The organism is Metabacillus litoralis (assembly GCF_020524045.1).
Classification (GTDB): Bacteria; Bacillota; Bacilli; order Bacillales; family Bacillaceae; genus Metabacillus; species Metabacillus litoralis_C.
This window is the reverse complement of the sequence record NZ_JAIVKL010000002.1, coordinates 178412-203061: the sequence shown is the minus strand read 5'-3', so window position 1 is coordinate 203061 and position 24650 is coordinate 178412. Positions and strand designations below refer to the sequence as shown.

Here is a 24650-nt window from a genome sequence, read left to right as displayed (position 1 = left end):
GGGAACCCCTCTGAAATTCTTCTCTTTTTTACAAGCTTTCTTAAAAATCGTTATTGATTTCGGTTTCAGTTATTCGCTATTCCGGAGAAAAAAGAGCAGCTTTTCTTATTTAGTCGGAACATAGCTTTTTATTTCATTTCCTTCAACAATATAACCAAGTCTTTCAAGATGCTTTCTAATTCCACTTCTTTCCCAAGTCAACAATAAAGTATGTTCTAGTGTTTTCTTCGGATAAAAAATACCTTGTGATGACAATTCTTCAAAATTCATTCCCGAATTTACATATTTAGAAATGATGAGATCACGTTGTTCAATAATTGCTAAATATTCTTCCATCGCAGACTGGAATTCTTTTTTTGTGAAAATACCTTTTTGGTGTCCGGTAATATAAACATTAGCATCAAGATTTAGAAGCTGTTGCCCAGATCTAACGAAATCATTAATATGACCATCTGTACCGTTATACCAAGGACCAAATGAGGTCATATCATAGTCTCCAGTGTAAACAACACCGAAATCTGGGAAATAAGGACAAGCAAATCCTTTCGTATGTCCTGGAGTATGTAAAAAGATCACATGAACATCATCAAAAGTATATTGTTTGTCATACTCATATGTACCATCAATACTTGAAAGAGATTTAACCCATTCTTCGGGAATGCTCTCTTTCCATTTTTCAACACCTTTTTCTCCCCATTCTTGAAAAATCCCATTATTTTTTGCTACTTGATCAATAGAAGAAACAATTTCAATCTCAATAGGATTGATCCATTTCTCTGCATTAGGAAATAGATGATTATGACATGTGTGATCAGGGTGGTAATGTGTATTTACAATTAAATTTACTCCATGATCTTCCTCTAGCTTAAGAAGTAACTTTGGATCTGCACCAGTATCAATTAACACTTTTTCCTGACAATCAATATACAAGCTTCTAGAATAAGGTACCTTGCTATGATTAGGACCTTCAATAATTTTAATAGGACCGATTTGTTTCAAGAATATCCCCTCCACTTTTTTGTGGTTATTATAATGAATGAGCGTTCACTCATTATATCATATATCTTTTTGCAGATGAATTTTTTTCTAGCTCTGTTTTTAATAGAGAGGCTCGATAGGATTTTTTCATGATTTTATACATGGTTAAAAGGGACAAGCATAGGATAAGATATAGACTTTTTTGAAAGGAATCTAATTGATGATTTTTCCGACTAAAAATACTGCTGCTTCAATATACGCAACAATGTCAATTACGTTTTGGGGAGTTTCCTTTGTTTCTACGAAAGCAGTTTTAGATAAGCTTGATCCATATACATTGCTAGTTATACGTTTTGGAATTGGTTCACTATTCTTATTACTTTTATTACTATTACTAGGTGAAAAAATAAAGATTTCTTTATCTTATCTTCCTCATTTGTTTGTTTTAGGTATATTAGGTGTGTTTATCCACCAAGTAATTCAAGCAACAGCGCTTTTATCAATAGAGGCTTCATCAGCTGGATGGATGATCTCTTTTTCTCCGATTTTTACCGTAATTTTATCGATGATATTTTTAAATGAAAAACTTACGGTTATGAAAGTGATCGGTATGATATTGGCGATATTCGGTGTTCTTATGGTAACATCAGCCGGTTCTGAAAATGGAGTTGCACCTTCTTTAAATTTTGGTTATTTATTAATGATCTTAAGTACATTAAATTGGGCCGTATATTCTGTGCTTTTAAAGAAATTAAATATCCAATTATCACCATTAGTTATCACATTTTATATGAGTTTATTAGGCTTTGTGTGTACCTTGCCATTTTTATTTCGGAATAAGGGATGGGAAGAGTTAACCCTACTTAATAGTGGAGAATGGGGGCATTTGTTTTTTTTAGGGATATTCGTTTCTGGTGTTGCCTATTGGTATTGGGCGAAAGCTCTAACTGTTCTAGAGGCGTCACAGGTATCTGTGTTTCTTTATCTAGAGCCATTAGCCACTTTAATTGCAGCTATTATTCTTCTTAATGAAAAATTCATGATCATAAGTATGATAGGTGGCATCATAATTATAATAGGAGTTATTTTTGTAAATGGTCAATTTCACAAGATATATACTCGATTTTTTCAATTTAAAAAGAGGTAAAACATTATCTAATATCCTAAAAAATTGACTATTCTGTTCACTTTTATGTAGATGAGGAGGTCGATTTCTCTGGATGTAAAAAATCGTATTGATGAAGTTCTACAAAATGTTGAAGACTACTCTAAAGAGGGCTTAAAACAATCGCTGAAAAACTTAAATATTCAGTATAGAGATCTAGAAGATATTTTAATTCGGAGTGATACAGCAGGAAAACCATATTATCGAAAATTGTTATTTAAAAATGATTGTTTAGAGCTCTTAGTTATGGACTGGTCTGAATTAGAGTGTTCTCCACATGATCATGGTCAATCTTATGGTTGGATTCAAGTAATCAAAGGCACAGCCAAAAATACGGTTTATGAGATGAAAGGTGATCAATTTCCAATAGAACTACTTACAGAGCTCCAAGAAGAAGGGAAGTTGTTTTTTGCTCCACATAAAGGGATTCACAAAATGGCTGTTTCGAAAGATTCAAATCTTGTCACACTTCATCTGTATTCTCCACCAATAACAGGGATGAAGGTGTTTGATTTAGAAAAATGTGCAGCATGTATTGTTTCTGATGATTGTGGTGCATGGTGGCCAGATGATCAAACTCAAAAGGTAAAAGAAATTAAGCTGAGAAAAAACTGACTAGTTATGGTCAGTTTTTTTTATAGGGTTTTTTAGTAAGATTGTTTGTAGATTTTTCTTTTAGGTGTTAACTATTCTTTAAGTCTGAGTATTTTCCATCAACCAGTTCAGCACATAGTTGAAGAATCGTGATGTGAATTTAGTTTAGATCATTATCTATCATTTCACTAATTACTTTCGTTAGTAGATCAAACAAATTGATAATAGTTTAGAAAAGTAGAAAAATAGTTTATGATAGTAATTCTAATACAGTATTTGAAATAAAGGATGTTGAGTAATAGATGAAATTAGTGTCATGGAATGTAAATGGAATTAGAGCGTGTGTTCGCAAAGGGTTTTTGGATTATTTTAATAAAGTGAATGCAGATATTTTCTGTATTCAGGAATCGAAATTACAAGAAGGACAAATTACGCTAGAGTTAGATAGTTATCATCAATATTGGAATTACGCAGAAAGAAAAGGTTACTCTGGCACAGCTGTGTTCACAAAAAGAAAGCCTCTTTCTGTTTCATACGGTTTAGGTGAAAAAGACGATGAAGCAGAAGGAAGAATTATTACGTTAGAATATGAAGATTTTTATTTTGTCACAGTTTATACACCTAACTCTAAAAGAGATCTGGCAAGACTTGATTATCGGTTAGAATGGGAAGATGAAATTCGGGATTATCTAATAACACTAGAAACAAGAAAGCCTGTTATTTTATGTGGTGATTTAAATGTCGCACACAATGAGATTGATCTGAAAAATCCTAAATCTAATAAAGGTAATTCAGGGTTTACAGAGGAAGAAAGAAGCAAAATGTCACAGCTTTTGGAATCAGGTTTTGTTGATAGCTTTAGGCATGTTTATCCAGATAAAGGTGACTGTTTTACGTGGTGGTCTTATATGAGTAAAGTGAGAGAAAGAAATATCGGATGGAGAATTGACTATTTCATTGTTTCTAATCAATTAGCTAATCATATTTCTGATGCTCAAATACATTCAGACGTATTAGGTAGTGATCATTGCCCTATTCTACTCGAAATTGACTTACCATAGAAGTGCTGTTTTCAATTACATTGTTTTTTATGTATAGTTAAGTTAGTAGAAATGATAAAACATCAGTAAAATGCTGAATGGAGGATACACTTTGTTAATTGAACAAGTAAAGAAAGACTTAATACCGCTAGTCGAAAATAAAGGTCAAGAAGAGGTGCTTTTTCAAGTAGAAATAGATTATCTCCAAAAACATGAATTGCTTTCAGCTGATGAAGCAAACCTTAAAGTGACAAATTCTTTATCTCGTTTTCGTGAAGCATATATTGAACGAAGTAATAAAGAAACAGACGAAAGTCTTGGTGTTGAAGAATCGAGCTTTCTTAATGAGTCGATATCTTATTTAAGACATCATAAAGCGGAATTTATCTACATTGAATCTAAATGGTTTGAAATGATAGGTGTTGATTCTCTTTCTTTAGAGGTTGATGATGTATTTGGCACCTATGATGTTATGCTTGGACTGAAACTAAAAAAGAAGGCTGAGAACAACATAAAAGAATATTTAAATCAACATCACTCTGAGAAAGAATATAAATTTAATTTAATGTTTAATCAACAAGACGGATTATGGGATTTAAATTTCCCTTTGGATTTAGTAGAAAATGTTACGGAGAGTTCTTCTATTGGTGATGTATTAGCTACTATATATCAATTTTTGTTCAAATTAGTTGAATTTGTAGAAGAAAAATAAACTTTTGCTTTCGTGTTAGGATCTTTTTTTGTCATTTATCAAATAATTACCAAGAGATCTTGAAATAAATGAACAACAAAACCAAAAAGAGGTTGGGACATATATAAGGAAGTCTTACAAAAAGACGAATAAATCTAAATTCAGTTAAGCTGAAAGAAATAAGTTCGTTCCATTGCCCTGCAGACACTCGCTTTCCACGGGGAGGAAGCTGAGCCTCCTCGACGCAAGCGCCTGCGGGGTCTCAGCCTTTCCTCAATTCCCGTAGGAGTCGAGTGTCTTCCGCTCCATTCCACTAGTTCTTAAAAATAGTATGCAAAATCAAAAGAACTATTGAAGATGGCAAATAAAAACCCAAACTATTAGGCGAGTGTTTAATTGACATATCACCTAATAATTCGGGTTTATCATTAGCATCAATACTTATGTCCCAGCCTCTTCATTTTTCCATCTTTATTATTCACTTATGTAAGAACAGCAATAATCTACAACAGAATATGCTTTAACTTGAAATGATTCATTAGCAGGCACGTAAAAAACACCGCTTCCTTCAATTGTCTGCCAATCTTCACCTTGTAATTTATAATCTAAATGTCCAGCAACAATTTCCATTTCTTCTTTTAAAACAGCGGCAAATTCATAATCTCCTGGTTGCATGATTCCTAGTGTTTTTTTTGTTCCATCTTCAAATAAAACTGTTCTGCTTGTCACTTTACCTTCAAAGTAAACATTTGCTTTCTTGTCGATTGTAATATTAGTAAATTGATCCATAGTAAACACCCTTTCTTTGTCATACCTTTAAATTTAACATAAAATTAGGAATAATCAAATAGTTTACTAGAATAATGGAATAACCTTCAACTGAAAGCAAATGAAAAATAGAGTATAATAGTTTACATTATCATTTTTTCTAAGGAGTTCTTACATTGGATAGTTTTAACTTACAATTCTTATATTGTATTATCATCATTGCATTAGGTTATTTATTAAAAAGACGAAATATTATTAAAGAAAGAGATGGAGAAGGATTATCAAGAATTATCTTCAACCTTACTCTACCATGTTTAATCATCGTAACTTTTAATGGGTTAAAAATTGATAACTCTCTATTTATTCTCATATTCATTGGATTTATATACGGAATTATTATCGGATTTCTAGGACTATTTTTCTTAAAAAAGAAGAATAGAAAAACCAAAGGTATGGTAGGTATGATGATTCCAGGTTTTAATATCGGCTTGTTTGCGTACCCACTTGTTGAGGTGATTTTTGGTGAAAAGGGAATCACTTACTTCGGTATGTTTGATGTAGGGAATGCTTTTATTGTTTTTGGTTTAAGTTATTTGATTGGAAGCTTTTATTCACAAGGAGATGTTCAACTAGACTTCAAAACAGTAATTCGTAAAATGACTAAATCAATTCCATTAATGACATATATCTCCGTCGTTATATTAAATGTCATAGGATTAAAGCTTCCTAGTACAATGATTAATGTTGCAAGCATTATCTCAGAAGCTAATATGCCGATGTCTTTACTGTTATTAGGAATTTATTTGAATTTTACTTTTAATAAAAAATATGTCAAACTAATGCTTCAATTTTTAGGTATTCGATATGGTATTGGACTACTAGCAGGAATTCTTTGTTTTCTGTTTTTGCCATATGATAACATGTTTAAATATACATTGCTTATAGGCTTTCTTTTGCCAACTTCTGTATCAGTTCTGCCATATTCGGTCGAATTTCAGTATGATAAAAAATTCGTAGGAACGTTGTCTAACATAACAATCGTGATCAGTTTCGTGTTACTATGGGTGATTGCTAATGTAATGATGTAATATTTCATCAGCCCCACTTACACAGTTGCCTTTAATCTGGTAAAATCTTAATTAACAACAGCATTCGGAGATATAAATTTATGTTACAGCCATAACTCTGCCAGGATAGGATAGAAAGTAGGAAAACGCTAGATGGAAACATTTATAGAACAGCATGAGGTTGAAATGCTCGCATTTATAGAAAAATTAGTTAATATTGACAGTGGTTCATATGATAAACAAGGTGTAGATAAGATCGGCGAAATTTTAACTAAGCATTATAAAGAGCTCGGATTTAATGTTATTGTTGAATCTCAAGAAGAACATGGAAATCATCTGATTATTCAACATAAAGATGCAATAAACCCAGCAATTATTATTCTTGCTCATATGGATACAGTTTTTCCAGAGGGAACTGTATCAGAGAGACCTTTTCAAATGATCGGAAATCGCGCCTATGGACCAGGTGTTATTGATATGAAAGCAAGTCATGCAACGGTTTTATATGCAATCAAAGCACTGCTATCAGAAGGTCATGAAGGGTATAAAAACATTGTGATTGTATTAAATAGTGATGAGGAAATTGGTTCACCTTCTTCACGATCGATTATTGAGCGAGAAGCAAAGGGGAAGAAATATGCACTTGTGATGGAGCCTGCAAGAAAAGATGGTTCCTTAGTATCTTCAAGACGAGGTAAAGGAAATTATACCTTAATTGTAGAAGGAAAAGCTGCACATTCTGGTATTGAGCCAGAAAAAGGTAGAAGTGCAATTGCAGAATTAGCTCATAAAATTATTCAATTACATGAATTATCTGATCATGAAAATGGAATTAGTGTAAATGTTGGGTTAATTGAAGGTGGTTCCAGTGCGAATACAGTTTCGGATCATGCAGAAGCACAAATTGATATCCGAATTAAAGAGATAGAGCAAGTAGAGCTTCTTGAGGAAAGATTAGAAAAGATTTGTGCATCTTCAGATGTAGCAGGTACGAAAATATCATTAGAAGGTGAAATGAATCGACCACCAATGGAAAAAAATAAAAAAACACGTGCTTTACTTCGAATTATTCAAGATGTAGGGGATGAAATTGGAATAGAAATTGAAGACACCTCAACAGGTGGTGGATCTGATGCTTCATTCACATCATCTCTAGGAGTCGCAACAATTGATGGATTAGGTCCAGTTGGGGGAAATGCTCATAGTGACAAGGAGTATTTAGAAGTACCTAGCTTAGTCGAAAGAACACTTTTACTTGCTACAATTATTAAAAGACTTACGCAAAAGCTACAATCATCCAATACGTTGAAATGATTAGTAATCAATATCCTAATTCTGCTATTTTTAAAAAATTCAATATGTAGAAACAAAAGACCAACTCAATTTTGTGAGTTGGTCTTTTGTTATGTCTACTAGTTTCTTTTCCCATAGTACTTTAAAAAAGTATTACGTGTAAATAATCAAATGAAAAGATTAGTATTTTTCTACTAAGTTTGTTAACGCTTACATATAATGGTGGTGATATTCTGAATAACTAAAATATGAAGCTAGTAGGAGGGGTTTGTATGCATGCAATTTGGTTAGCCATTATAGGGACAATTGTATTTATTTTAGGGTACAGATTTTACTCAAAATTCATTGCAGAAAAGATATATCGACTTGATCCTAATTTTGTCACACCTGCACATGAATTTAATGATGGTGTTGATTTTGTTCCTACAAAAAAGAGTATTTTATGGGGACATCATTTTACTTCCGTAGCAGGAGCAGCTCCAATTGTCGGACCTGCAATAGCAGTTTATTGGGGGTGGTTGCCTGCTTTATTATGGGTATTATTAGGTACTGTATTTGCTGCAGGTGTACATGATTTTGGAACGCTAGTATTATCTGTACGTAACAAAGGACAATCAGTAGGAACACTTGCAAACAAGTTAATAGGCAAAAAAGCAAAGTTATTATTTTTATTTATTATACTTATTTTGGTTTTAATGGTTAATGCCGTATTCGCTTGGGTTATATCAAATTTGTTTATCAAATTCCCAGCTAGTGTTATTCCGGTATTTATTGAAATTCCATTAGCTGTATGGATTGGATATTCAGTATACAAACGAAAGAAAAGTATGCTTATTCCATCGATTGTTGCACTTGCTGTTATGTATGGAAGTGCGGTTTTAACGAGTAAGGTACCTGCTTTACAAATAGACTTAGTAAAATATTTTGGTGGTGCAGAAGCAACAACACTTTTTGGTTTGAATGGTGTTTCGCTAGCATTTTTTGTCTGGATTATAATTTTAATGGTTTATTGTTATATTGCGTCAATTCTTCCTGTATGGAAACTACTTCAACCAAGAGATTATATAAATTCTCATCAATTGGTTGTGGGACTCGTTATTATGTATGCGGGGTTACTATTTTTAAACCCTGAAATCACAGCCCCAATTACAAATCCAGATGCTACAGATAAATCCTGGTTTCCATTACTTTTTATTACAATAGCATGTGGAGCCATTTCCGGATTTCATGGACTTGTTTCATCAGGTACAACTTCAAAACAACTAAATAAAGAAACGGATGCGCGATTTGTTGGATATTTAGGAGCTGTTGGTGAAGGGTTTTTAGCTCTTATTGCGATCATTGCATGTGTGACTGCATTTTCTAATGTAGGTGAATTTAAAGCAGCATACAGTAGTTTCGCAGCAGCAAACGGTGGTGGTCTAGGTAATTTTATCGCAGGAGGAGCTCAATTAGCGACTGGTGTTGGTATCCCTGCTGATATTGCGGGTACAATTATTTCGGTTATTGTCGTAAGTTTTGCTGCAACAACACTTGATTCATCAGTTCGTTTAATGAGATATATTATTGCAGAGCTTGGAACAGAGTATAAGATAGACCGTCTAACAAAGTCTCATTTTGCTACATCACTTGCTGTTGTAGCAAGTGCAGCATTAGTTTTATTACCTAAAGGACCAAATGGTTTTGGCTCTGGTGGATACCTGTTATGGCCATTATTCGGTACTTCAAACCAATTATTGGCAGGAATTAGTTTACTATTAATCTCTATTTGGCTCAAACGCCTAGGCAGGAATTATCTGGTCACATTCATTCCTATGGTATTTATTTTATTTATGACTGTGTGGGCAATGGTTCAACAAGTTGTTTTTGAATGGTCAGGCTTGGGTGGCACAGATACAAATCTACTATTATTTATATTTGGAAGTATCATTCTCGTTTTTGCGATATGGATCATGTTAACTGCACTAAAAGAGCTTACTAAAAAAGAAGATAAAATTTTAAAGAGATAGCTGAGTTTATTTTCATAGAGGTGGGGGAAATGGGCCTCCTCAAGGGGGGGTTCTTTTCCCTTCCTTGTAAAAAGATATTAATATATTCAGATTTAATCAACAATGAGCCTGAAGATAGCTTTTTTAAAGGCTATTTTCTGAACGATTGTTGCTATGTAACCAAAATTTGGAGTGAAAACAGAGTTTCCCCACTATAAGGGTACTATTTTATGAAGAAAAGATTCCACTAGACTTAATACAGTGCTGATTGCTTAAGCTTTTTAAAAACAACAAAGTTTGCGAAAACAGCCTTATTAAAAAAAGGGGGGTTAAGGTGAAAGGATTAGTAACAATTAAAAAAATGATACAACTATATGATGATATTTTGTCTGTGCAGCATCGAACAGAAATTGCACGTGAATTGAGAGATGAAGATGATTTGTTCTTATTACTATGTTTATCTGAAACATTAGGATTACCAAATCCTGCATTTTACTATACTTTAGAGCTTTACCCTTATATGATCGAAAAATTTCATGATTGGCACTTAAGAATGGGAATGGAAAAGTCACCATTAGATGGAATACGTTGTTGTTAAAGGATGATGACCATGTTTATTGAAAAGAAATTGATTTTTGTTGGTGGAAAGGGTGGCGTGGGAAAATCGACGAGTGCAGCAGCGATAGCTTTAATGTTTGCTCAAAGAAACCAAAATGTTTTATTAGTATCAACTGATCCTGCACACAATGTTGGAGATATTTTTCATACAAAACTTAATAATCAGGCAAAGGAAGTATGTTTACATCTTCATGCAATTGAAATCGATCCTTCACTTGAGTCATTAAAATATATACAATCAGTAAAAAACAATATAAAAGGGGTAGTGAAATCGTCCATGCAGCATGAAGTAAATCGACAAATTGATGCTGCTAGCTCATCTCCGGGTGCTGAGGAGGCAGCTTTATTTGATCGAATGGTATCTATCATTCTAGATGAAGGTGGTAAATACGATAAAATCATTTTTGATACTGCGCCTACTGGACATACGATTAGATTACTAACACTGCCAGAACTAATGAGTGTATGGATAGATGGAATGCTAGAGCGAAGAAAAAAGCGAAATGATAATTATACTCAGCTATTAAATGATGGAGAACCTATTGTAGATCCCATTTTTCAGATTCTTCAAAAACGAAAGGAACGGTTTGCTCGTGTTAGAAGCATCTTATTAAATAGTAATGATACAGGATTTATGTTTGTCTTAAATCCTGAAAGATTGTCAATTCTAGAAACAACTAATGCTGTTCAAGTTTTAGCCAAACATAATATTGATGTGAATGCACTTTTTATTAATAAAATACTGCCCCAAGAAATAGAAGGGGAGTTTTGGAAGAATCGTAAAGAAAATGAAAGAGATTATATTAGGTGGATTGAAAGGGAGTTTCGTTCACAAGAAAAATACTTCATCCCTTTGTTGCAATCAGATATTAATAGCTTGGAATTGTTATCGGCTTTTTCTCAGCAAATAGAAAAAGACTTTTTGTCTTATAGGAGGACCTATTGAGGTTCTTTTTTTGTGGCATCGGAAAAAATTACGTATAATCTTTTTCATTACCATGTTTTCTTAAGCTAATTATGTCAAATTAACAAAAAAGTGTTAACATTGCTATGAAATATGCACTAAAGAAATTGATTTAGCTTAGTAATATCGATAAAATATACATTATTTTCTGTTATAAGGTATAAAATAAGGAGTCAACATGATTATGATTGTAAAAAAAGCATCGATTCTTGCGATAGCTGCAATGATTCAAGGATTAGCCATGACATTATTTCTATTTCCACATTTTATTCCATCTGGTGGTGCAGCTAGTATAAGTGTTTTGTTGAATTTCCTGGTTAATATCCCATTTGCTATCACTCTGTTTGCTCTAAATGCAAGCTTTCTGCTAATAGCTGTTAAATGGCTTGGAAAAGAAAGTGCTTTATGGACAATGTTTTGTGTAACGATTACTTCAGCAACAATTAACCTTCTTACACCGATCATGATAACTCCAATATCGTATGTTTTTCTCGATCTTGTCATTGGTTCAGTGATTTTTGGCTTAGGTTTAGGAATATTGTTTAAAATGGGTGCATCTTCTGGTGGTATGGATATTTTAGCTTTAATTCTTGCGAAGATAAGCGGACTTCCTCCAGGGAAAATATTATTTGTAATTAACGGATTGCTTTTACTTTCAACTGGGTTTGTTGTTGATTTGAAAATTATCATTTATGCGGTAATTTGTCAGTTTATCGGAACAAGAATTCTGGATTTTGTTTACAAGCTTCCTGTGTTACCTAGCATTTCATTTGCAAAGAAGAGTTATTGAAAACAATATTTTTTATTTTAAAAGTCATTCAGTTCAAAGAGAGAAAATTTATTATTAAAGGTATTAAGTGAAAAAGCTTGATAATGAATGTATGTGGAGGTTTATAAGGATGGACAAAACAAAGATTGATGAATACATTCAACAAGGAATCTATGGCGTTCGTGAAATTAATCCTGATGAAAGACGTCAATTTCTTGGTACTTTAAGAGAAAGAGTTGTCGTAGTTTTAACAAAGCAGCAAGTAAGAGAGAAAGGGACTTATAAAGAAGTAGAAGAATTAATGAAAAAAAATAGTGAAGCAACACTATTTTTAAATGGGACAATGAACTACACTTTTTTGTCAGATTACATAAAATTAGCAAATAAAACTGGTAATAAATTTCTAATTTCTACAGATAAACAAAGTGAAACAGATTTAGGCTTAGTATTAGCTTTTGATTATGCCATAGATAAAGAAGATATTTACCTAACAAAACCCCTGGAAAATCAACAAACTCACGAGCATGATGAAAATAGTTTGATTAAATTCTTCAAAAAATTATTTTAGGAAAGGTCTTTTTCGTAGACATTGTTGTTTTTAGAAAACTTATAGAAACAACTCTTTTTAGGTCTAGTGGTATCTTTTCTTTCTAAAGATCACATCTTTTATTCTGTAGTATACTGGTTCTAACAGATAAAGGAATTAATTAGCAACAATCTTTTAGAAAAGAGATTTAAGAAAAAGCCTTCATTCGAGAAAAAATGTTATCGAGTAAAGCACGCTATTATTTGTAGTGTGCTTTTTTTAATGTCTTTTATAGATGTAATTTCCTCCGTTCTCCTTCTTGTTTATGAAGATTTTTCTGAATATTTAAATTAAACATCTTCGATTATAAGTAAAAAAATCTCGAATAGTATAGTAGTAGGCTTATTATAGTCTGTTAAATTGTCCTTTTGATTAACTCTTAGTAAATTGCTTTAGGTTAGTTTTTGAATTTTAAAGTCTTAAAATCTTAAACAAAGAATTTATTTTATTCAAGTTGTGTCTAAATGAATCAATGAGTAGCTTTAGCAATTCAAAATAAATAGAAATGAGGGGGTAAGTCGTGTACAAAATTAAAGCATCTATGGCTGGAAGTGTATGGAAGGTATTGGTAGGTGTAGGGGAACAAGTTGAGGAAGGACAGGATGTTGTCATTTTAGAATCAATGAAAATGGAGATCCCAATTGCAGCAGAAGGGACAGGGGAAATAAAAGTAATTCATATTAATGAAGGTGATTTTGTTAACGAGGATGATGTGTTAATTGAATTAGAGTAGAAAGGAGCAAACGTGTGAATTGGCCTAAATCAGTTACCATTAAGGAAGTTGGTCCTCGTGATGGTTTGCAAAATACAAAGAGTGTACTCTCAACGAATGATAAAATTAACTGGATTAACCAATTGTCACAAACTGGGTTATCGTATATAGAAATTACCTCATTTGTTCATCCTAAATGGATTCCTATGTTAGCAGATTCATTGGAAGTAGCGAAAGGAATTTCTCGCGTTGATGGTGTCACATACGCAGCACTTGTTCCAAATAAAAGAGGATTGGAAAAAGCATTAGATGCTAATGTTGATGAGATATCTGTGTTTATATCAGCAAGTGAAACACATAATGAACGCAATATAAATAAATCAATCTCTCATACCTTTCCAATTCTTCAAGGTGTGACCCAAGAAGCGATTGCTTCTCATAAAACGGTTCGAGGTTATATTTCTACAGTGTTTGGTTGTCCTTATGAAGGTAAAATTTCAATATCAAAGGTTTTGCATATATGTGAAAAACTCTTTGAGATGGGTGTGTACGAGATATCCCTTGGAGATACGATTGGAGTGGCAACTCCGAAACAAGTGGAACAAGTTTTAGATACATTATTAGATTATTATTCAGCAGATTCTTTGGCGATGCATTTTCATAATACAAGAGGTACAGCGCTCGCTAATGTAAACGCTTCCTTAATATCAGGGATATCTAAATTTGATAGTTCAATAGGTGGTCTTGGAGGCTGTCCATATGCACCAGGTGCTTCAGGAAACCTTGCAACAGATGATCTTTTATATATGTTAGAAGCAATGGAAATTGAAACTGGTGTTAATAAAAATAAAATACATCGTGCCGCTTTGTTTATCCAAGAAAAAACCGGCGAACCTTTATCTAGTCATGATAGTAAAATTGTAAGAAATGTTTTGGAGTAAGCATGATCACTGAAGAATTGGAACTTAATAACTTATGAATTTTAGTGAAATTGGGGGGAATGCTAGTTGTCTTTAGAAAAAAGGCTTGAAGAGTCGTTGAATGCTGTGCATAAGGGTGGACCTAGTAAATATCATGAACAAAATAGTTCAAAGGGGAAGTTGTTTGTTAGAGATCGTTTAAAACTTCTTTTTGATAATGGACTCGATGTTGAAGATGGGATATTAGCAAATTGTCACGATGATCATTTACCTGCAGACGGAGTCATAACAGGAATAGGGAAGGTAAATGGAAAAACAGTATGTGTGATTGCCAATGATTCAACCGTTAAAGCAGGATCATGGGGAGCGAAAACCGTAGAAAAGATGATTCGAATGCAAGAAACAGCTGAAAAGCTTAATGCACCTCTAGTTTATTTAATCGATTCAGCTGGAGCTAGAATTACAGATCAGCTTCATATGTTTCCAGGTCGCCGAGGAGCAGGGAAGATTTTTCACAATCAAGTGAAACTTTCAGGAAAAGTCCCTCAAGTCTGTGTTTTATTTGGACCTTCAGCAGCAGGAGGGGCATACATACCTGCATTTTGTGATGTTGTCATTATGGTAGATGGAAATGCTTCAATGTATCTAGGTTCACCACGAATGGCAGAAATGGTTATTGGCGAAAAAGTCTCCCTTGAAGAAATGGGAGGTGCAAAAATGCATTGTTCGATTTCAGGGTGTGGTGATGTTTTAGCAGAAACTGAAGAACAAGCCATTCATCTTTCTCGACAATACCTCACATACTTTCCGGTAAATTATTTAGAAAAGCCACCTATTTTAGACCCTATTTCTCCAAAAAAATTTGTAAAAACGCTAGAAGAAATCATCCCTAAAAACCAGAATACTCCATTTAATATGTATGATTTCATAGAAAGAATCATTGATGAAGATAGTTTTTTTGAAATAAAAAAATTGTTTGCTCCTGAACTTATTACTGGCCTCTGCCGACTAAATGGTCAACCAATTGGTATAATAGCTAATCAACCGAAAGTAAAAGGAGGGGTTCTTTTCCACGATTCAGCAGATAAAGCTGCAAAATTCATTAACCTATGTGATGCTTTTCATATTCCGCTTTTGTTTTTAGCAGATATACCAGGATTTATGATTGGCACAAAGGTTGAGAGAGCAGGAATCATTCGTCATGGAGCTAAAATGATTGCAAGTATGTCTCAAGCAACGGTTCCTAAAATATCGATTATTGTTAGAAAAGCTTATGGAGCTGGATTATATGCAATGGCAGGACCAGCTTTTGATCCTGATTGCTGTTTAGCGTTACCTACTGCCTCTATTGCAGTTATGGGACCAGAAGCAGCAGTGAATGCAGTATATGCTAAGAAAATTTCTGAGTTACCAGAAGAGGAACGTCAAGACTTTATTAAACAAAAGAGAGAGGAATATCGAGAAGATATCGATATTTATCGACTTGCCTCTGAATTAATCATAGATGGTATTATCCCTGCTAATTCGTTGAGATCAGAATTGACTAGTCGTTATGAAGCATATCTGTCAAAATACGTTGTTTTTTCAGAAAGAAAGCATCCAGTTTATCCTGTTTAAGATAAAAGGCAATTTGATCTTATTATTGAAGGGATGGATGATATGCAATGGACTTTGAGCTAACAAAAGAACATAAAATGATTCGCAAAGTTATCCATGATTTTGCAGAGGAAAAAGTCGCACCACAAGCTGATGAAAGAGATTCTTCAGGAGTTTTTCCAAAGGAGATTTTTGATGAATTAGCAGCTTTAGAAATGATGGGTTTACCATTTTCTGAAAAATATGGCGGTGGAGAAGCAGATACAATTAGCTTTGCGATCGTTGTTGAAGAATTAAGTAAGGTTTGCGCGTCAACTGGGATAACGTATTCAGCACATATTTCTTTAGGTGCTGCCCCATTAGATTTATTTGGTACAGAGCAGCAAAAAGAGAAGTATTTAAAGCCTTTATGTCATGGCGAATATTTAGGAGCTTTTGGATTAACAGAACCTAATGCAGGATCTGACGCAGGTGGTACCGAAACAACCGCTATATTAGATGAAGACCATTGGGTGATTTCAGGATCTAAATGCTATATTACGAATGCTAGTTATGCTAAATATCTTGCGATTACAGCTGTAACAGATCGTTCTAAAGGAACAAATGGTATAAGTGCGTTTATTGTACCTACAAATGCTGAAGGCTTTACAATTTATGATCATTATCAAAAGATGGGTCTTCATGCCTCTAACACAACAGAACTAGTGTTAGAGAATGTTAGAGTTCCAAGACAAAACCTACTAGGTAAAGAAGGACATGGATATAAGCAATTTTTAGCTACTTTAGATGGCGGTAGAATTGGAATAGCTTCTATGGCTGTTGGTATTGCCCAAGGTGCATATGAAAAAGCTCTTCAATATGCAAAAGAAAGGAAACAATTTGGTCAAAGCTTATCAAAGTTTCAAGCCATTCAATTTAAACTAGCTGACATGACAATGAATATTGAACTGGCAAGAACAATGGTTTATAAAGCAGCATGGTTAAAAGATCAAGGGAAAAAGTTTAAAAAAGAAGCAGCGATTGCGAAACTATTTTCTTCTGAGATGTGTATGAGGGTTTGTGACCAAGCCATTCAAATTCATGGTGGATATGGATATATGAAGGAATATCAAGTAGAACGGTTTTTTAGGGATGCAAAGCTTTTGGAAATTGGTGAAGGAACGTCTGAAGTGCAAAGAATGGTTATTGCAAGACAGATAGGTTGCTAAATTTAAATTAGAATGGAGGTGTTGTTTCTTGTTTGAAAAAATTCTTATTGCCAATCGTGGAGAAATAGCTGTTAGAATCATGAGAACATGTGAAAATTTGGGAATATCAACGATTGCTATCTATTCAGAAGCTGATAAGGAATCACTACATGTTAAGGTTGCTGATGAAGCCTATTTAGTAGGTGGGCCCCGTGTATTTGAGAGTTATTTAAATATGGATAAAATCCTTGAGATCGCACAAATATGTCATGTCGATGCGATCCATCCTGGCTATGGATTACTTTCAGAGAACGGTGAATTTGCAAGAAGATGTGAAGAAATGGGCTTTGTATTTATTGGTCCTTCACCAGAAGTAATAGTTAGCATGGGAAATAAAATTAAGGCTAGAAGCATTATGCAAAAAGCAGGTGTGCCTGTTGTTCCTGGAATTTCACATCCATTGGGATCTGTTGAAGAGGCAGTTAACGAAGCGGAGAAAATTGGTTATCCTATCATGTTAAAAGCATCAGCGGGGGGTGGTGGGATTGGCATGCAGCTTGTAAGATCAAGCAAAGAAATTCATCAAGCATATGAAAGTAATCAAAAACGTGCAAATAGTTTTTTTGGCAACGGTGTGATGTATCTCGAAAAATATATTGAAAATCCACGTCATATAGAAGTTCAATTGCTTGCCGATTATGAAGGTAATATTGTGTTCTTATGGGAAAGGGAGTGCTCTATTCAAAGACGTCATCAGAAAGTAGTTGAAGAAGCACCTTCATCCTTTTTAGATGAACAAACAAGATCACGTATGGGAGAAGTTGCGGTTCTTGCAGCCAAGAATATCGGTTATACCAATGCAGGGACCATAGAGTTTTTAGTTGATCAAAACAAAAATTTCTATTTTCTTGAAATGAACACAAGAATACAAGTAGAGCACCCAGTGACAGAAGAAATTACAGGAATCGATATTGTTGAACAACAAATAAAGATATCACAAGGACACTCTTTACCTTTTACACAAAAGCAGGTTAAACGAGAAGGTCATGCGATTGAAGCAAGAATCTATGCTGAGGATCCAAAAACCTATTATCCATCTCCAGGGACAATTTCAAAGCTATCATTACCACATGATGAAGGTGTAAGGCATGAAATTGGTGTTCATGCTAACTCAACTGTTACTCCTTTTTATGATCCAATGATAGCGAAGCTTATTGTTAAAGGAGTTAATCGGCAAGATGCCATTGAAAAAATTCAGACAGCATTAAATAATTATCAAATAGAGGGAATAAAAACAAATATTCCAATGTTACAAAAAATTGTAACTCATCAAGTATTTATTGATGGTGATACAACAACAGATTTTGTTAAAAATCACCTATAAATATATCCAAGTCTAGAAGAAATGAACAATAAAGGGGTGATAAGTTGGAAGATCATTTACTAGTATCAAAGCTTGAAAATGGTATTTGTATTATTACATTAAATCGTCCGGAATCAGCAAATGCTTTATCTGTTGCATTACTGAACACAATTAGAAATACAATAGATAAATGCAAAGCTGATGAATCCATACGTTGCTTTATTTTCACTGGCACTGGAGCAAAAGCCTTTTGTGCTGGAGCAGATTTAAAAGAACGATCAGCAATGACAGATCAACAAGTTCGAGAAACAGTTCAGCTAATTGGGGACTGTATAACCGCTATTGAAGAAATCCCACAACCAGTTATTGCAGCAATTAATGGAGTGGCTTTAGGTGGTGGAACGGAAATCACGTTAGCTTGTGATATTCGAATTGCTTCTGAAACGGCTATATTTGGTTTACCGGAAACATCATTAGGTATTATTCCAGGTGCTGGGGGTACACAACGTTTACCTCGATTAATTGGGCCTGCAAAAGCAAAAGAATTAATTTATACAGCTAGAAAAATAGATGCAAAAGAAGCTCATAAAATTGGTTTAGTTCAATATGTCACAAAAGTAGAATTACTTGAAAAAAAAGCACTTGATTTGGCATCTGAAATAGCCCAAAATGCTCCTATAGCAATTAAGCAAGCAAAAAAAGCGATAAATTGGGGGCATGATATTGATCTTACCAAAGGCCTTACAATTGAAAGACATGCATATGATATGACGATTTCAACAAAAGATCGCCTTGAAGGATTACGAGCTTTTAAAGAAAAGCGCTTACCAAGATTTACAGGAAAGTAAAAGATTATAGTAAACAGACCTTTTACGTCTTTATAATAAAAAATCAGATGACAAAAATGACTAACAAAAATTAGCGTTTTTAGTCATTTTTGTCGTTAAGGATAAGAAAGATTAAATATCTCATTGTTTATGTGAAAGCCTTACGACCATGTATTAATTTCAAAAATAAACCATGGTATAATTTACCTTGTAATCTTTTTAAATCCATTAAAAGTTGATTTCTTACAAGTTTTTTTTCTAGAGTTGTTGCTTTAGAAATCATGTTGATCGTTTAAATAAAAATGGGTATATTGAATTAATGTTTTTCAAACTTAAGATGTCTCGTTTGTTCTTTGAATAGGAGAAAAATGTATGAAGTGTATAGTTTCAAAAGGAAGTATTTATTATGAAATAGAAGGTCATGGGTTTCCGTTATTAATATTGCATTCAATGGGAACCGACCATAAATCAATGAAATCATGGGTAGAACCAATATTTGATTCTATACAAGGTTTTCAAAGAATTTATATAGATTTACCTGCTCATGGGAAAAGTCTAATTGATCAAAGCTTTAAGTCTTCAAATGATATGATTAACAATATTTTAGGATGTATTGATAAAATCATACCTAATGAACCTTTCTCAATGATTGGTTTTTCATACGGAGGTTATCTAGCACAAGGGATATTACATCAACGATTGAATCAAGTTCAAAGCATATGTTTAATAGCACCTGCTCTTCATATTAAAGAAAGAACTTTACCTAATAAGATGACTTTTACTAAAGATGATGATTTATTACAAGAGCTAGAGCCCGATATCAAAACAGCTTTCCAAACATTGATGATTTATCAAGATCGAGAGAGATTAAATTACTTTTTAAAAGAAATACAACCTGGTCGTTTAATTGCTAATAGAGAATTTTTAGCGTCTAATTGGAGAGAAAATGGCTATTTCTTGTCTGAAGAACCTTTTCATGACATCGGTGAGCTTTCCCAACCTGCATTAATTATAGTAGGAAAGCAAGATGCCATTTGTGGTTATAAAGATCATCTTTTTCTACTTGAAAAATTCTCTCATTCAACATTTTCTATATTAGATAAAGCAGGTCATATGCTACAAATTGAAAAGCGTGAATTAGTTCAAGACCTTATTAAAGATTGGTTAGTAAGGACAAATAATGAAGTGTTAGATCAATAAGAGATTATGTAAAACTGGAGTTGAAGTATATATGGAAACCGAACAAAATTCAGTTATAAAAAAACTACAATTTAAAGATAAAGCTCAACAAGTATTGATTTTAAATTCACCTAGGGAATATGAAGATATAATTAAAAACTTTAGCGGAGAAGTGTTAAGAGAATTCATAGCGTATCAAAATGAAATTGAATTTGTTCAAGTGTTTGGAACAACAAATGATGAACTAAAATCCTTAGCTATTACAGCGGAAAAAGCTCTTAAGGAAGATGGTCTTTTTTGGTTATGCTATCCTAAAAAAACATCTAAAACGTATAAAGGTTCGGATTGTAGTCGTGAATCGGTTGGGGGGATGCTCGCTGAAGTAGGTTATGAACCTGTACGTCAAGTTGCTATTGATGAAGATTGGTCTGCTTTACGATTTCGTAAAGTTGAAAATATTAAGAAAATGAAGCGTAAATTTGCAGTAACAGAGCAGGGAAAACAACGTATTGATGAATAAGTATTTGAATACATATGAACAGAGTGCATAATGTAGTGCTTATAGGAAGGAGAGAGAAAATGAATACATATCAATCAAGAAATGAAGTACCTACTAGTGAAAAATGGAATTTATCAGATTTATATGTTGATGTTACAAAATGGCAAGAAGACTATCTAATGATTGAAAAAACTGCTGAAGAACTAAAGCATTTTGATGGTCATATGACCAATGGATCTTTATTATATGATTTTTTGAAGAAGAAAGAAGAGCTTTCATTTTTATTTAATAAGGTTTATGCTTTTGCAATGCTTAAGGTAGACGAAGATACAAGAGAAACGAATTCACAGTCACTTCTTGATAGAGCTAAACATTTAAGTGTAAAGGTTAGTTCTGCTACATCCTTTTTTATGCCTTATCTATTAAGTCTTGATGAAGCCAAGTTAAAAGCATACATAGTAGAAGAACCAAAGCTAGCTTATTTTGAACAAGACTTATTTGATTCTTTTCGGTATAAAGAACATATTTTAAATAAAGATCAAGAACAAATTCTATCTCAATTAGGAGAAGCTCTTTCTGTTCCTAGTCATACATTTGTTATGATCAATAACGCAGATTTAAAATTTGGGGAAGTGACAAATGAAGAAGGAGACAAAGTTGAATTAACTAGAGGTATGTATGCAAAATTAATTGAAGATGAAGACCGTGATAAGCGGAGAGAAGCATATAAAGCATATTACAAGCCTTATCTACAATTGAAAAATTCTATTGGCTCAACATTATCGGCATCTATTAAAAATAATGTAACATTAGCAAAACTTCGAAAATATCCATCTGCATTGGAGAAGTCTTTATTTGGAGATTTAGTGCCAAAAGAGGTTTATCAAAATCTTATTTCAACAACAAAGGAGAATATTGATTCTCTTCATCAATATTCAAAAATTCGTAAAGAGAAATTAGCTGTTGATGAGCTTAGACAGTATGATTTGAGTGTTCCACTAGTTAGTGGAGTGAAACAGGTGATTTCTTATGAAGATGCTTTTGACATTATGTGTAAAGCTCTTGCACCTTTAGGAGAAGAGTATGTACAAACATTAAGAGAATTCAAAGAATCACGTTATATTGATGTGAGAGAAACTCCTGGAAAACGTTCTGGTGCCTATAACCTTGGTGTCTATGGTGTTCATCCATTTATCTTACTCAATCATCAAGATAATTTGGATAGTTTATTTACACTTGTTCATGAATGTGGTCATGGTGTTCATAGTAAATTAAGCTCTCTTCATCAGCCTCAAATTACAGCTCGCTATAGTATCTTTGTTGCTGAGGTTGCATCTACAGTGAATGAGGTATTATTAATAAATTATCTACTTGAAAATGAAAAAGATAACGAAGTTAAAAAACATTTAATGAATCATTTTATTGATCAATTTAAAGGGACATTTTTTACTCAAGTCATGTTTGCAGAATTTGAAATGAAAACACATGAATTGGCAGAGAAGGGTTTGCCACTAAATGTAGATGTTTTTAATGAAACTTATGAATCTTTATTTCGGGAATATAATGGACCTGATGTTGTATTTGATGAGGAAGTGAAATTTGGTTGGACGCGAATTCCACATTTTTATCGACCATTTTATGTGTATAAATATGCTACTGGTTTTGCTTCAGCTATTCATATTGCCACAAAGATTCTTGAAGGAGATCAAGATTTTTTATCTGATTATTTATCATTTTTAAGCAGTGGTAGCTCTGATTATCCTCTTGAATTGTTAAAGAAAGCTGGAGTCGATCTAACTTCCGCAGATCCCATTGAAAATGCCCTTAGTAAGTTTAGAAAGCTAGTCGATGAGTTTTCTCAGTTATAATTAATTTATCGTAAAAAAACCAAGATGAAATCGAGACGTTTGTGCAGCTCAATTTATCTTGGTTTTTTTCTATATTCGTTTTACAAGAATGGCTTCACGCATTTTCTTTAATGCTTCTTTCCCTTCGTGTCCTCGCTTTATTAATATATTGACATAAAGTACATCAATAAGAGTTAACTGTGCAATTCGTGATGAAAGTGCTTCAGATCTGTATTCTGTTTCTTCTGAGACTGTGTAAAGAGGAATGTCTACACCACCACTAAGTGGAGACTTAGCATGATTTGTAATGGCAATCATCTTTGCACCAGTTGCTTTCACAACATTTAAAATATGAAGGATATCTTTTGATGATCCAGAATGTGAAATAAAAACGGCACAATCTTTTTCCGTCATTTGTGATGCAGCCATAAGCTGGAAATGTGTATCAATCACTGCATGCACCTTTAGTCCAGTTCGAACTAATTTATGATAGGCATCAAGTGCGATGATACTAGAACCACCACTCCCAAAAAATTCTACTGACTCTGCTTTTATTATCGTATCAACAGCAAGTTGCAGCTGATCCTCATTGACAATTGTTAACGTATCTTCAATCGTCTTTATATTTGATCGAAATACTTTTGATGCGATTGTATCAAGGGAATCTCCTTCATTAACCTTCTCGTGTATATCTTGCAGAGGAGAAACAATTTCTGATGCAAGAGCAATTTTCATTGCTTGATATCCTTTGTAACCAATTCTTTTACAAAATCTAAAAACAGTTGAATCAGCTACTTCAAGATCTTCTGCTAATTGATTTATTGAAGAGTGAATAATTTTATTTGGGTTTTTTAATATATAATCAGCGATTTTCCTTTCGGTCACACTGAACTTTGGATAAAGCTTTCGAACCGTGATTAAACAAGTGTCTTGTGTCTTTTTCATCCTGCTTCCCTCCTAACAGGGCTTTTTTTCTATTATACTAAATTATAAAGAAAGAAAAAATATTTTTCTGGAATCGCTTGCAAAAAGAATTTTTTTTCTTATAATAAAGATATCAAGAAAATTTATTTCGCAAAAGTTAGGATGATAAATGATGCAAATAGGCATGATCGGGTTAGGGAAGATGGGGTTTCAGCTTTCACTTAATCTTGTAGATAAAAATTATGATATTGTTGCTTTTGATGTAAACAAAGATTCAATGAAAAAAATTTCTTCTTTGGATATTAAAACAGCTGATTCACTTGAAGAGCTTGTTAATCAATTAGAAAAGCCTCGTACAGTTTGGATGATGGTTCCAGCAGGTGACGCTACAGAAGCTGTATTTGATAAGTTAGTAGATTTATTAGAAGAAGGAGATCGAATCATCGACGGTGGTAATGCACATTACAAAGATTCAATTAGTAGAAATGAAAAATCAGAAATAAAAGGCATCTACTTTTTTGATTGTGGAACAAGTGGTGGGGTTGAAGGAGCACGAAATGGTGCATGCACAATGGTAGGTGGTAATGAGGAGATTTTTCGTCAAATTGAACCAATATTTCAAGATATCACCGTTGAAAACGGTTACCTTTATTCAGGAAAAGCTGGAAGCGGCCACTTTTTGAAGATGGTTCACAATGGAATCGAATATGGCATGATGCAAGCAATTGCTGAAGGATTTGATTTGTTAGAGAAAAGCCCGTTTGATTTTGATTATGAAAAGGTTGCTAGAGTTTGGAACAATGGATCTGTTGTTCGTTCATGGTTAATGGAACTAACTGAAAATGCTTTTTCAAAGGATAAAAATTTAGAAGGAATAAAAGGTGTTATGCATTCTTCAGGAGAAGGAAAGTGGACAGTTGAAACTGCACTAGATCTCCAAGCTGCAGCTCCTGTTATTACACTTGCATTAATGATGCGTTATCGATCATTAGAGGACGATACCTTCACTGGTAAGGTCGTAGCAGCTCTTCGAAATGAGTTTGGTGGACATGCAGTAGAGAAAAAATAAACAAAA

Annotated in this window: 24 protein-coding genes; 21 read left to right on the top strand and 3 right to left on the bottom strand. The window is 33.5% G+C overall.

Annotated features, from left to right (window positions below; translation table 11 throughout):
• Positions 1-105: 105 nt before the first annotated feature.
• Positions 106-999, bottom strand: a complete 894-nt coding sequence (locus LC076_RS04390) for an MBL fold metallo-hydrolase (protein WP_226666475.1) — start codon at positions 997-999, stop codon at positions 106-108.
• Positions 1000-1198: 199 nt separating this feature from the next.
• Between LC076_RS04390 and LC076_RS04385 the strand changes: the two genes are divergently transcribed.
• The 4 genes from LC076_RS04385 to LC076_RS04370 all read left to right on the top strand — a co-directional run bounded on the left by LC076_RS04385 (position 1199) and on the right by LC076_RS04370 (position 4489).
• On the top strand, positions 1199-2125 hold the full coding sequence (locus tag LC076_RS04385; RefSeq protein ID WP_226666473.1) for a DMT family transporter: 927 nt from the start codon (positions 1199-1201) through the stop codon (positions 2123-2125).
• 51 nt (positions 2126-2176) lie between these two features.
• A complete protein-coding gene (locus LC076_RS04380; protein WP_226666471.1) occupies positions 2177-2758 on the top strand; it encodes a cysteine dioxygenase in 582 nt (193 codons plus the stop codon).
• Between the two features lie 281 nt (positions 2759-3039).
• Complete coding sequence (locus LC076_RS04375; protein WP_226666469.1) at positions 3040-3798, top strand: exodeoxyribonuclease III; 759 nt, start codon at positions 3040-3042, stop codon at positions 3796-3798.
• A 91-nt stretch (positions 3799-3889) separates the two neighbouring features.
• Positions 3890-4489 carry a branched-chain amino acid aminotransferase gene (locus LC076_RS04370; protein ID WP_226666467.1) on the top strand — a complete coding sequence of 200 codons (600 nt, stop codon included), beginning with the start codon at positions 3890-3892 and terminating at the stop codon, positions 4487-4489.
• Between the two features lie 453 nt (positions 4490-4942).
• Here LC076_RS04370 and LC076_RS04365 read toward each other — a convergent pair whose 3' ends face one another.
• Positions 4943-5257: a pyrimidine/purine nucleoside phosphorylase gene (locus tag LC076_RS04365; protein ID WP_226666465.1), complete on the bottom strand. Its 315-nt coding sequence runs from the start codon at positions 5255-5257 to the stop codon at positions 4943-4945.
• A 155-nt stretch (positions 5258-5412) separates the two neighbouring features.
• Between LC076_RS04365 and LC076_RS04360 the strand changes: the two genes are divergently transcribed.
• The 16 genes from LC076_RS04360 to pepF all read left to right on the top strand — a co-directional run bounded on the left by LC076_RS04360 (position 5413) and on the right by pepF (position 22672).
• A complete protein-coding gene (locus LC076_RS04360; RefSeq protein WP_226666464.1) occupies positions 5413-6324 on the top strand; it encodes an AEC family transporter in 912 nt (303 codons plus the stop codon).
• A gap of 132 nt (positions 6325-6456) precedes the next feature.
• Entirely contained in the window at positions 6457-7617 is a 1161-nt protein-coding gene (locus tag LC076_RS04355) for a M20 family metallopeptidase (protein WP_226666462.1), read from the top strand.
• A gap of 251 nt (positions 7618-7868) precedes the next feature.
• Positions 7869-9605 carry a carbon starvation protein A gene (locus LC076_RS04350; RefSeq protein WP_226666461.1) on the top strand — a complete coding sequence of 579 codons (1737 nt, stop codon included), beginning with the start codon at positions 7869-7871 and terminating at the stop codon, positions 9603-9605.
• 340 nt (positions 9606-9945) lie between these two features.
• Entirely contained in the window at positions 9946-10182 is a 237-nt protein-coding gene (locus LC076_RS04345; RefSeq protein ID WP_226666986.1) for a cory-CC-star protein, read from the top strand.
• Positions 10183-10188: 6 nt separating this feature from the next.
• Positions 10189-11148 (top strand): ArsA family ATPase, encoded by a 960-nt coding sequence (locus LC076_RS04340; protein WP_413465942.1) that lies wholly within the window; start codon positions 10189-10191, stop codon positions 11146-11148.
• Between the two features lie 202 nt (positions 11149-11350).
• The gene (locus LC076_RS04335) at positions 11351-11956 is read left to right on the top strand and encodes a YitT family protein (protein ID WP_226666457.1); all 606 of its coding nucleotides are present in this window, start codon (positions 11351-11353) and stop codon (positions 11954-11956) included.
• Between the two features lie 109 nt (positions 11957-12065).
• The gene (locus LC076_RS04330) at positions 12066-12503 is read left to right on the top strand and encodes a YueI family protein (protein WP_226666456.1); all 438 of its coding nucleotides are present in this window, start codon (positions 12066-12068) and stop codon (positions 12501-12503) included.
• Positions 12504-13041: 538 nt separating this feature from the next.
• The gene (locus tag LC076_RS04325) at positions 13042-13254 is read left to right on the top strand and encodes an acetyl-CoA carboxylase biotin carboxyl carrier protein subunit (RefSeq protein ID WP_226666454.1); all 213 of its coding nucleotides are present in this window, start codon (positions 13042-13044) and stop codon (positions 13252-13254) included.
• 14 nt (positions 13255-13268) lie between these two features.
• Positions 13269-14174, top strand: a complete 906-nt coding sequence (locus LC076_RS04320; RefSeq protein WP_226666452.1) for a hydroxymethylglutaryl-CoA lyase — start codon at positions 13269-13271, stop codon at positions 14172-14174.
• Positions 14175-14240: 66 nt separating this feature from the next.
• Positions 14241-15770: an acyl-CoA carboxylase subunit beta gene (locus LC076_RS04315; protein ID WP_226666450.1), complete on the top strand. Its 1530-nt coding sequence runs from the start codon at positions 14241-14243 to the stop codon at positions 15768-15770.
• Between the two features lie 47 nt (positions 15771-15817).
• Positions 15818-16957, top strand: coding sequence for an acyl-CoA dehydrogenase (locus LC076_RS04310; RefSeq protein ID WP_226666449.1), 1140 nt, complete (start codon positions 15818-15820; stop codon positions 16955-16957).
• Between the two features lie 28 nt (positions 16958-16985).
• Positions 16986-18320 carry an acetyl-CoA carboxylase biotin carboxylase subunit gene (locus tag LC076_RS04305; protein WP_226666448.1) on the top strand — a complete coding sequence of 445 codons (1335 nt, stop codon included), beginning with the start codon at positions 16986-16988 and terminating at the stop codon, positions 18318-18320.
• Between the two features lie 44 nt (positions 18321-18364).
• Entirely contained in the window at positions 18365-19147 is a 783-nt protein-coding gene (locus LC076_RS04300; RefSeq protein WP_226666447.1) for an enoyl-CoA hydratase, read from the top strand.
• Between the two features lie 351 nt (positions 19148-19498).
• Positions 19499-20326, top strand: a complete 828-nt coding sequence (locus LC076_RS04295) for an alpha/beta fold hydrolase (RefSeq protein ID WP_226666446.1) — start codon at positions 19499-19501, stop codon at positions 20324-20326.
• Positions 20327-20357: 31 nt separating this feature from the next.
• Positions 20358-20825, top strand: coding sequence for a DUF3052 domain-containing protein (locus LC076_RS04290; protein ID WP_226666445.1), 468 nt, complete (start codon positions 20358-20360; stop codon positions 20823-20825).
• A gap of 59 nt (positions 20826-20884) precedes the next feature.
• Positions 20885-22672, top strand: a complete 1788-nt coding sequence (gene pepF, locus LC076_RS04285) for an oligoendopeptidase F (RefSeq protein ID WP_226666444.1) — start codon at positions 20885-20887, stop codon at positions 22670-22672.
• A gap of 69 nt (positions 22673-22741) precedes the next feature.
• Here pepF and LC076_RS04280 read toward each other — a convergent pair whose 3' ends face one another.
• Positions 22742-23596: a MurR/RpiR family transcriptional regulator gene (locus LC076_RS04280; protein ID WP_226666443.1), complete on the bottom strand. Its 855-nt coding sequence runs from the start codon at positions 23594-23596 to the stop codon at positions 22742-22744.
• Positions 23597-23747: 151 nt separating this feature from the next.
• On the opposite strand from LC076_RS04280, the gene gnd reads away from it, so the two are divergent.
• Complete coding sequence (gene gnd / locus LC076_RS04275) at positions 23748-24644, top strand: phosphogluconate dehydrogenase (NAD(+)-dependent, decarboxylating) (protein ID WP_226666442.1); 897 nt, start codon at positions 23748-23750, stop codon at positions 24642-24644.
• Positions 24645-24650: the final 6 nt, after the last annotated feature.

Excerpts from the sequence above, each read along its gene's own strand:
- LC076_RS04385 (WP_226666473.1), top strand. The coding sequence starts at position 1,199 with ATGATTTTTCCGACTAAAAATACTGCTGCTTCAATATACGCAACAATG.
- LC076_RS04380 (WP_226666471.1), top strand. The coding sequence starts at position 2,177 with ATGAGGAGGTCGATTTCTCTGGATGTAAAAAATCGTATTGATGAAGTT.
- LC076_RS04375 (WP_226666469.1), top strand. The coding sequence starts at position 3,040 with ATGAAATTAGTGTCATGGAATGTAAATGGAATTAGAGCGTGTGTTCGC.
- LC076_RS04365 (WP_226666465.1), bottom strand. The coding sequence starts at position 5,257 with ATGGATCAATTTACTAATATTACAATCGACAAGAAAGCAAATGTTTAC.
- LC076_RS04355 (WP_226666462.1), top strand. The coding sequence starts at position 6,457 with ATGGAAACATTTATAGAACAGCATGAGGTTGAAATGCTCGCATTTATA.
- LC076_RS04350 (WP_226666461.1), top strand. The coding sequence starts at position 7,869 with ATGCATGCAATTTGGTTAGCCATTATAGGGACAATTGTATTTATTTTA.
- LC076_RS04345 (WP_226666986.1), top strand. The coding sequence starts at position 9,946 with ATGATACAACTATATGATGATATTTTGTCTGTGCAGCATCGAACAGAA.
- LC076_RS04340 (WP_413465942.1), top strand. The coding sequence starts at position 10,189 with ATGACCATGTTTATTGAAAAGAAATTGATTTTTGTTGGTGGAAAGGGT.
- LC076_RS04335 (WP_226666457.1), top strand. The coding sequence starts at position 11,351 with ATGATTGTAAAAAAAGCATCGATTCTTGCGATAGCTGCAATGATTCAA.
- LC076_RS04330 (WP_226666456.1), top strand. The coding sequence starts at position 12,066 with ATGGACAAAACAAAGATTGATGAATACATTCAACAAGGAATCTATGGC.
- LC076_RS04310 (WP_226666449.1), top strand. The coding sequence starts at position 15,818 with ATGGACTTTGAGCTAACAAAAGAACATAAAATGATTCGCAAAGTTATC.
- LC076_RS04295 (WP_226666446.1), top strand. The coding sequence starts at position 19,499 with ATGAAGTGTATAGTTTCAAAAGGAAGTATTTATTATGAAATAGAAGGT.
- LC076_RS04290 (WP_226666445.1), top strand. The coding sequence starts at position 20,358 with ATGGAAACCGAACAAAATTCAGTTATAAAAAAACTACAATTTAAAGAT.
- pepF (WP_226666444.1), top strand. The coding sequence starts at position 20,885 with ATGAATACATATCAATCAAGAAATGAAGTACCTACTAGTGAAAAATGG.
- LC076_RS04280 (WP_226666443.1), bottom strand. The coding sequence starts at position 23,596 with ATGAAAAAGACACAAGACACTTGTTTAATCACGGTTCGAAAGCTTTAT.
- gnd (WP_226666442.1), top strand. The coding sequence starts at position 23,748 with ATGCAAATAGGCATGATCGGGTTAGGGAAGATGGGGTTTCAGCTTTCA.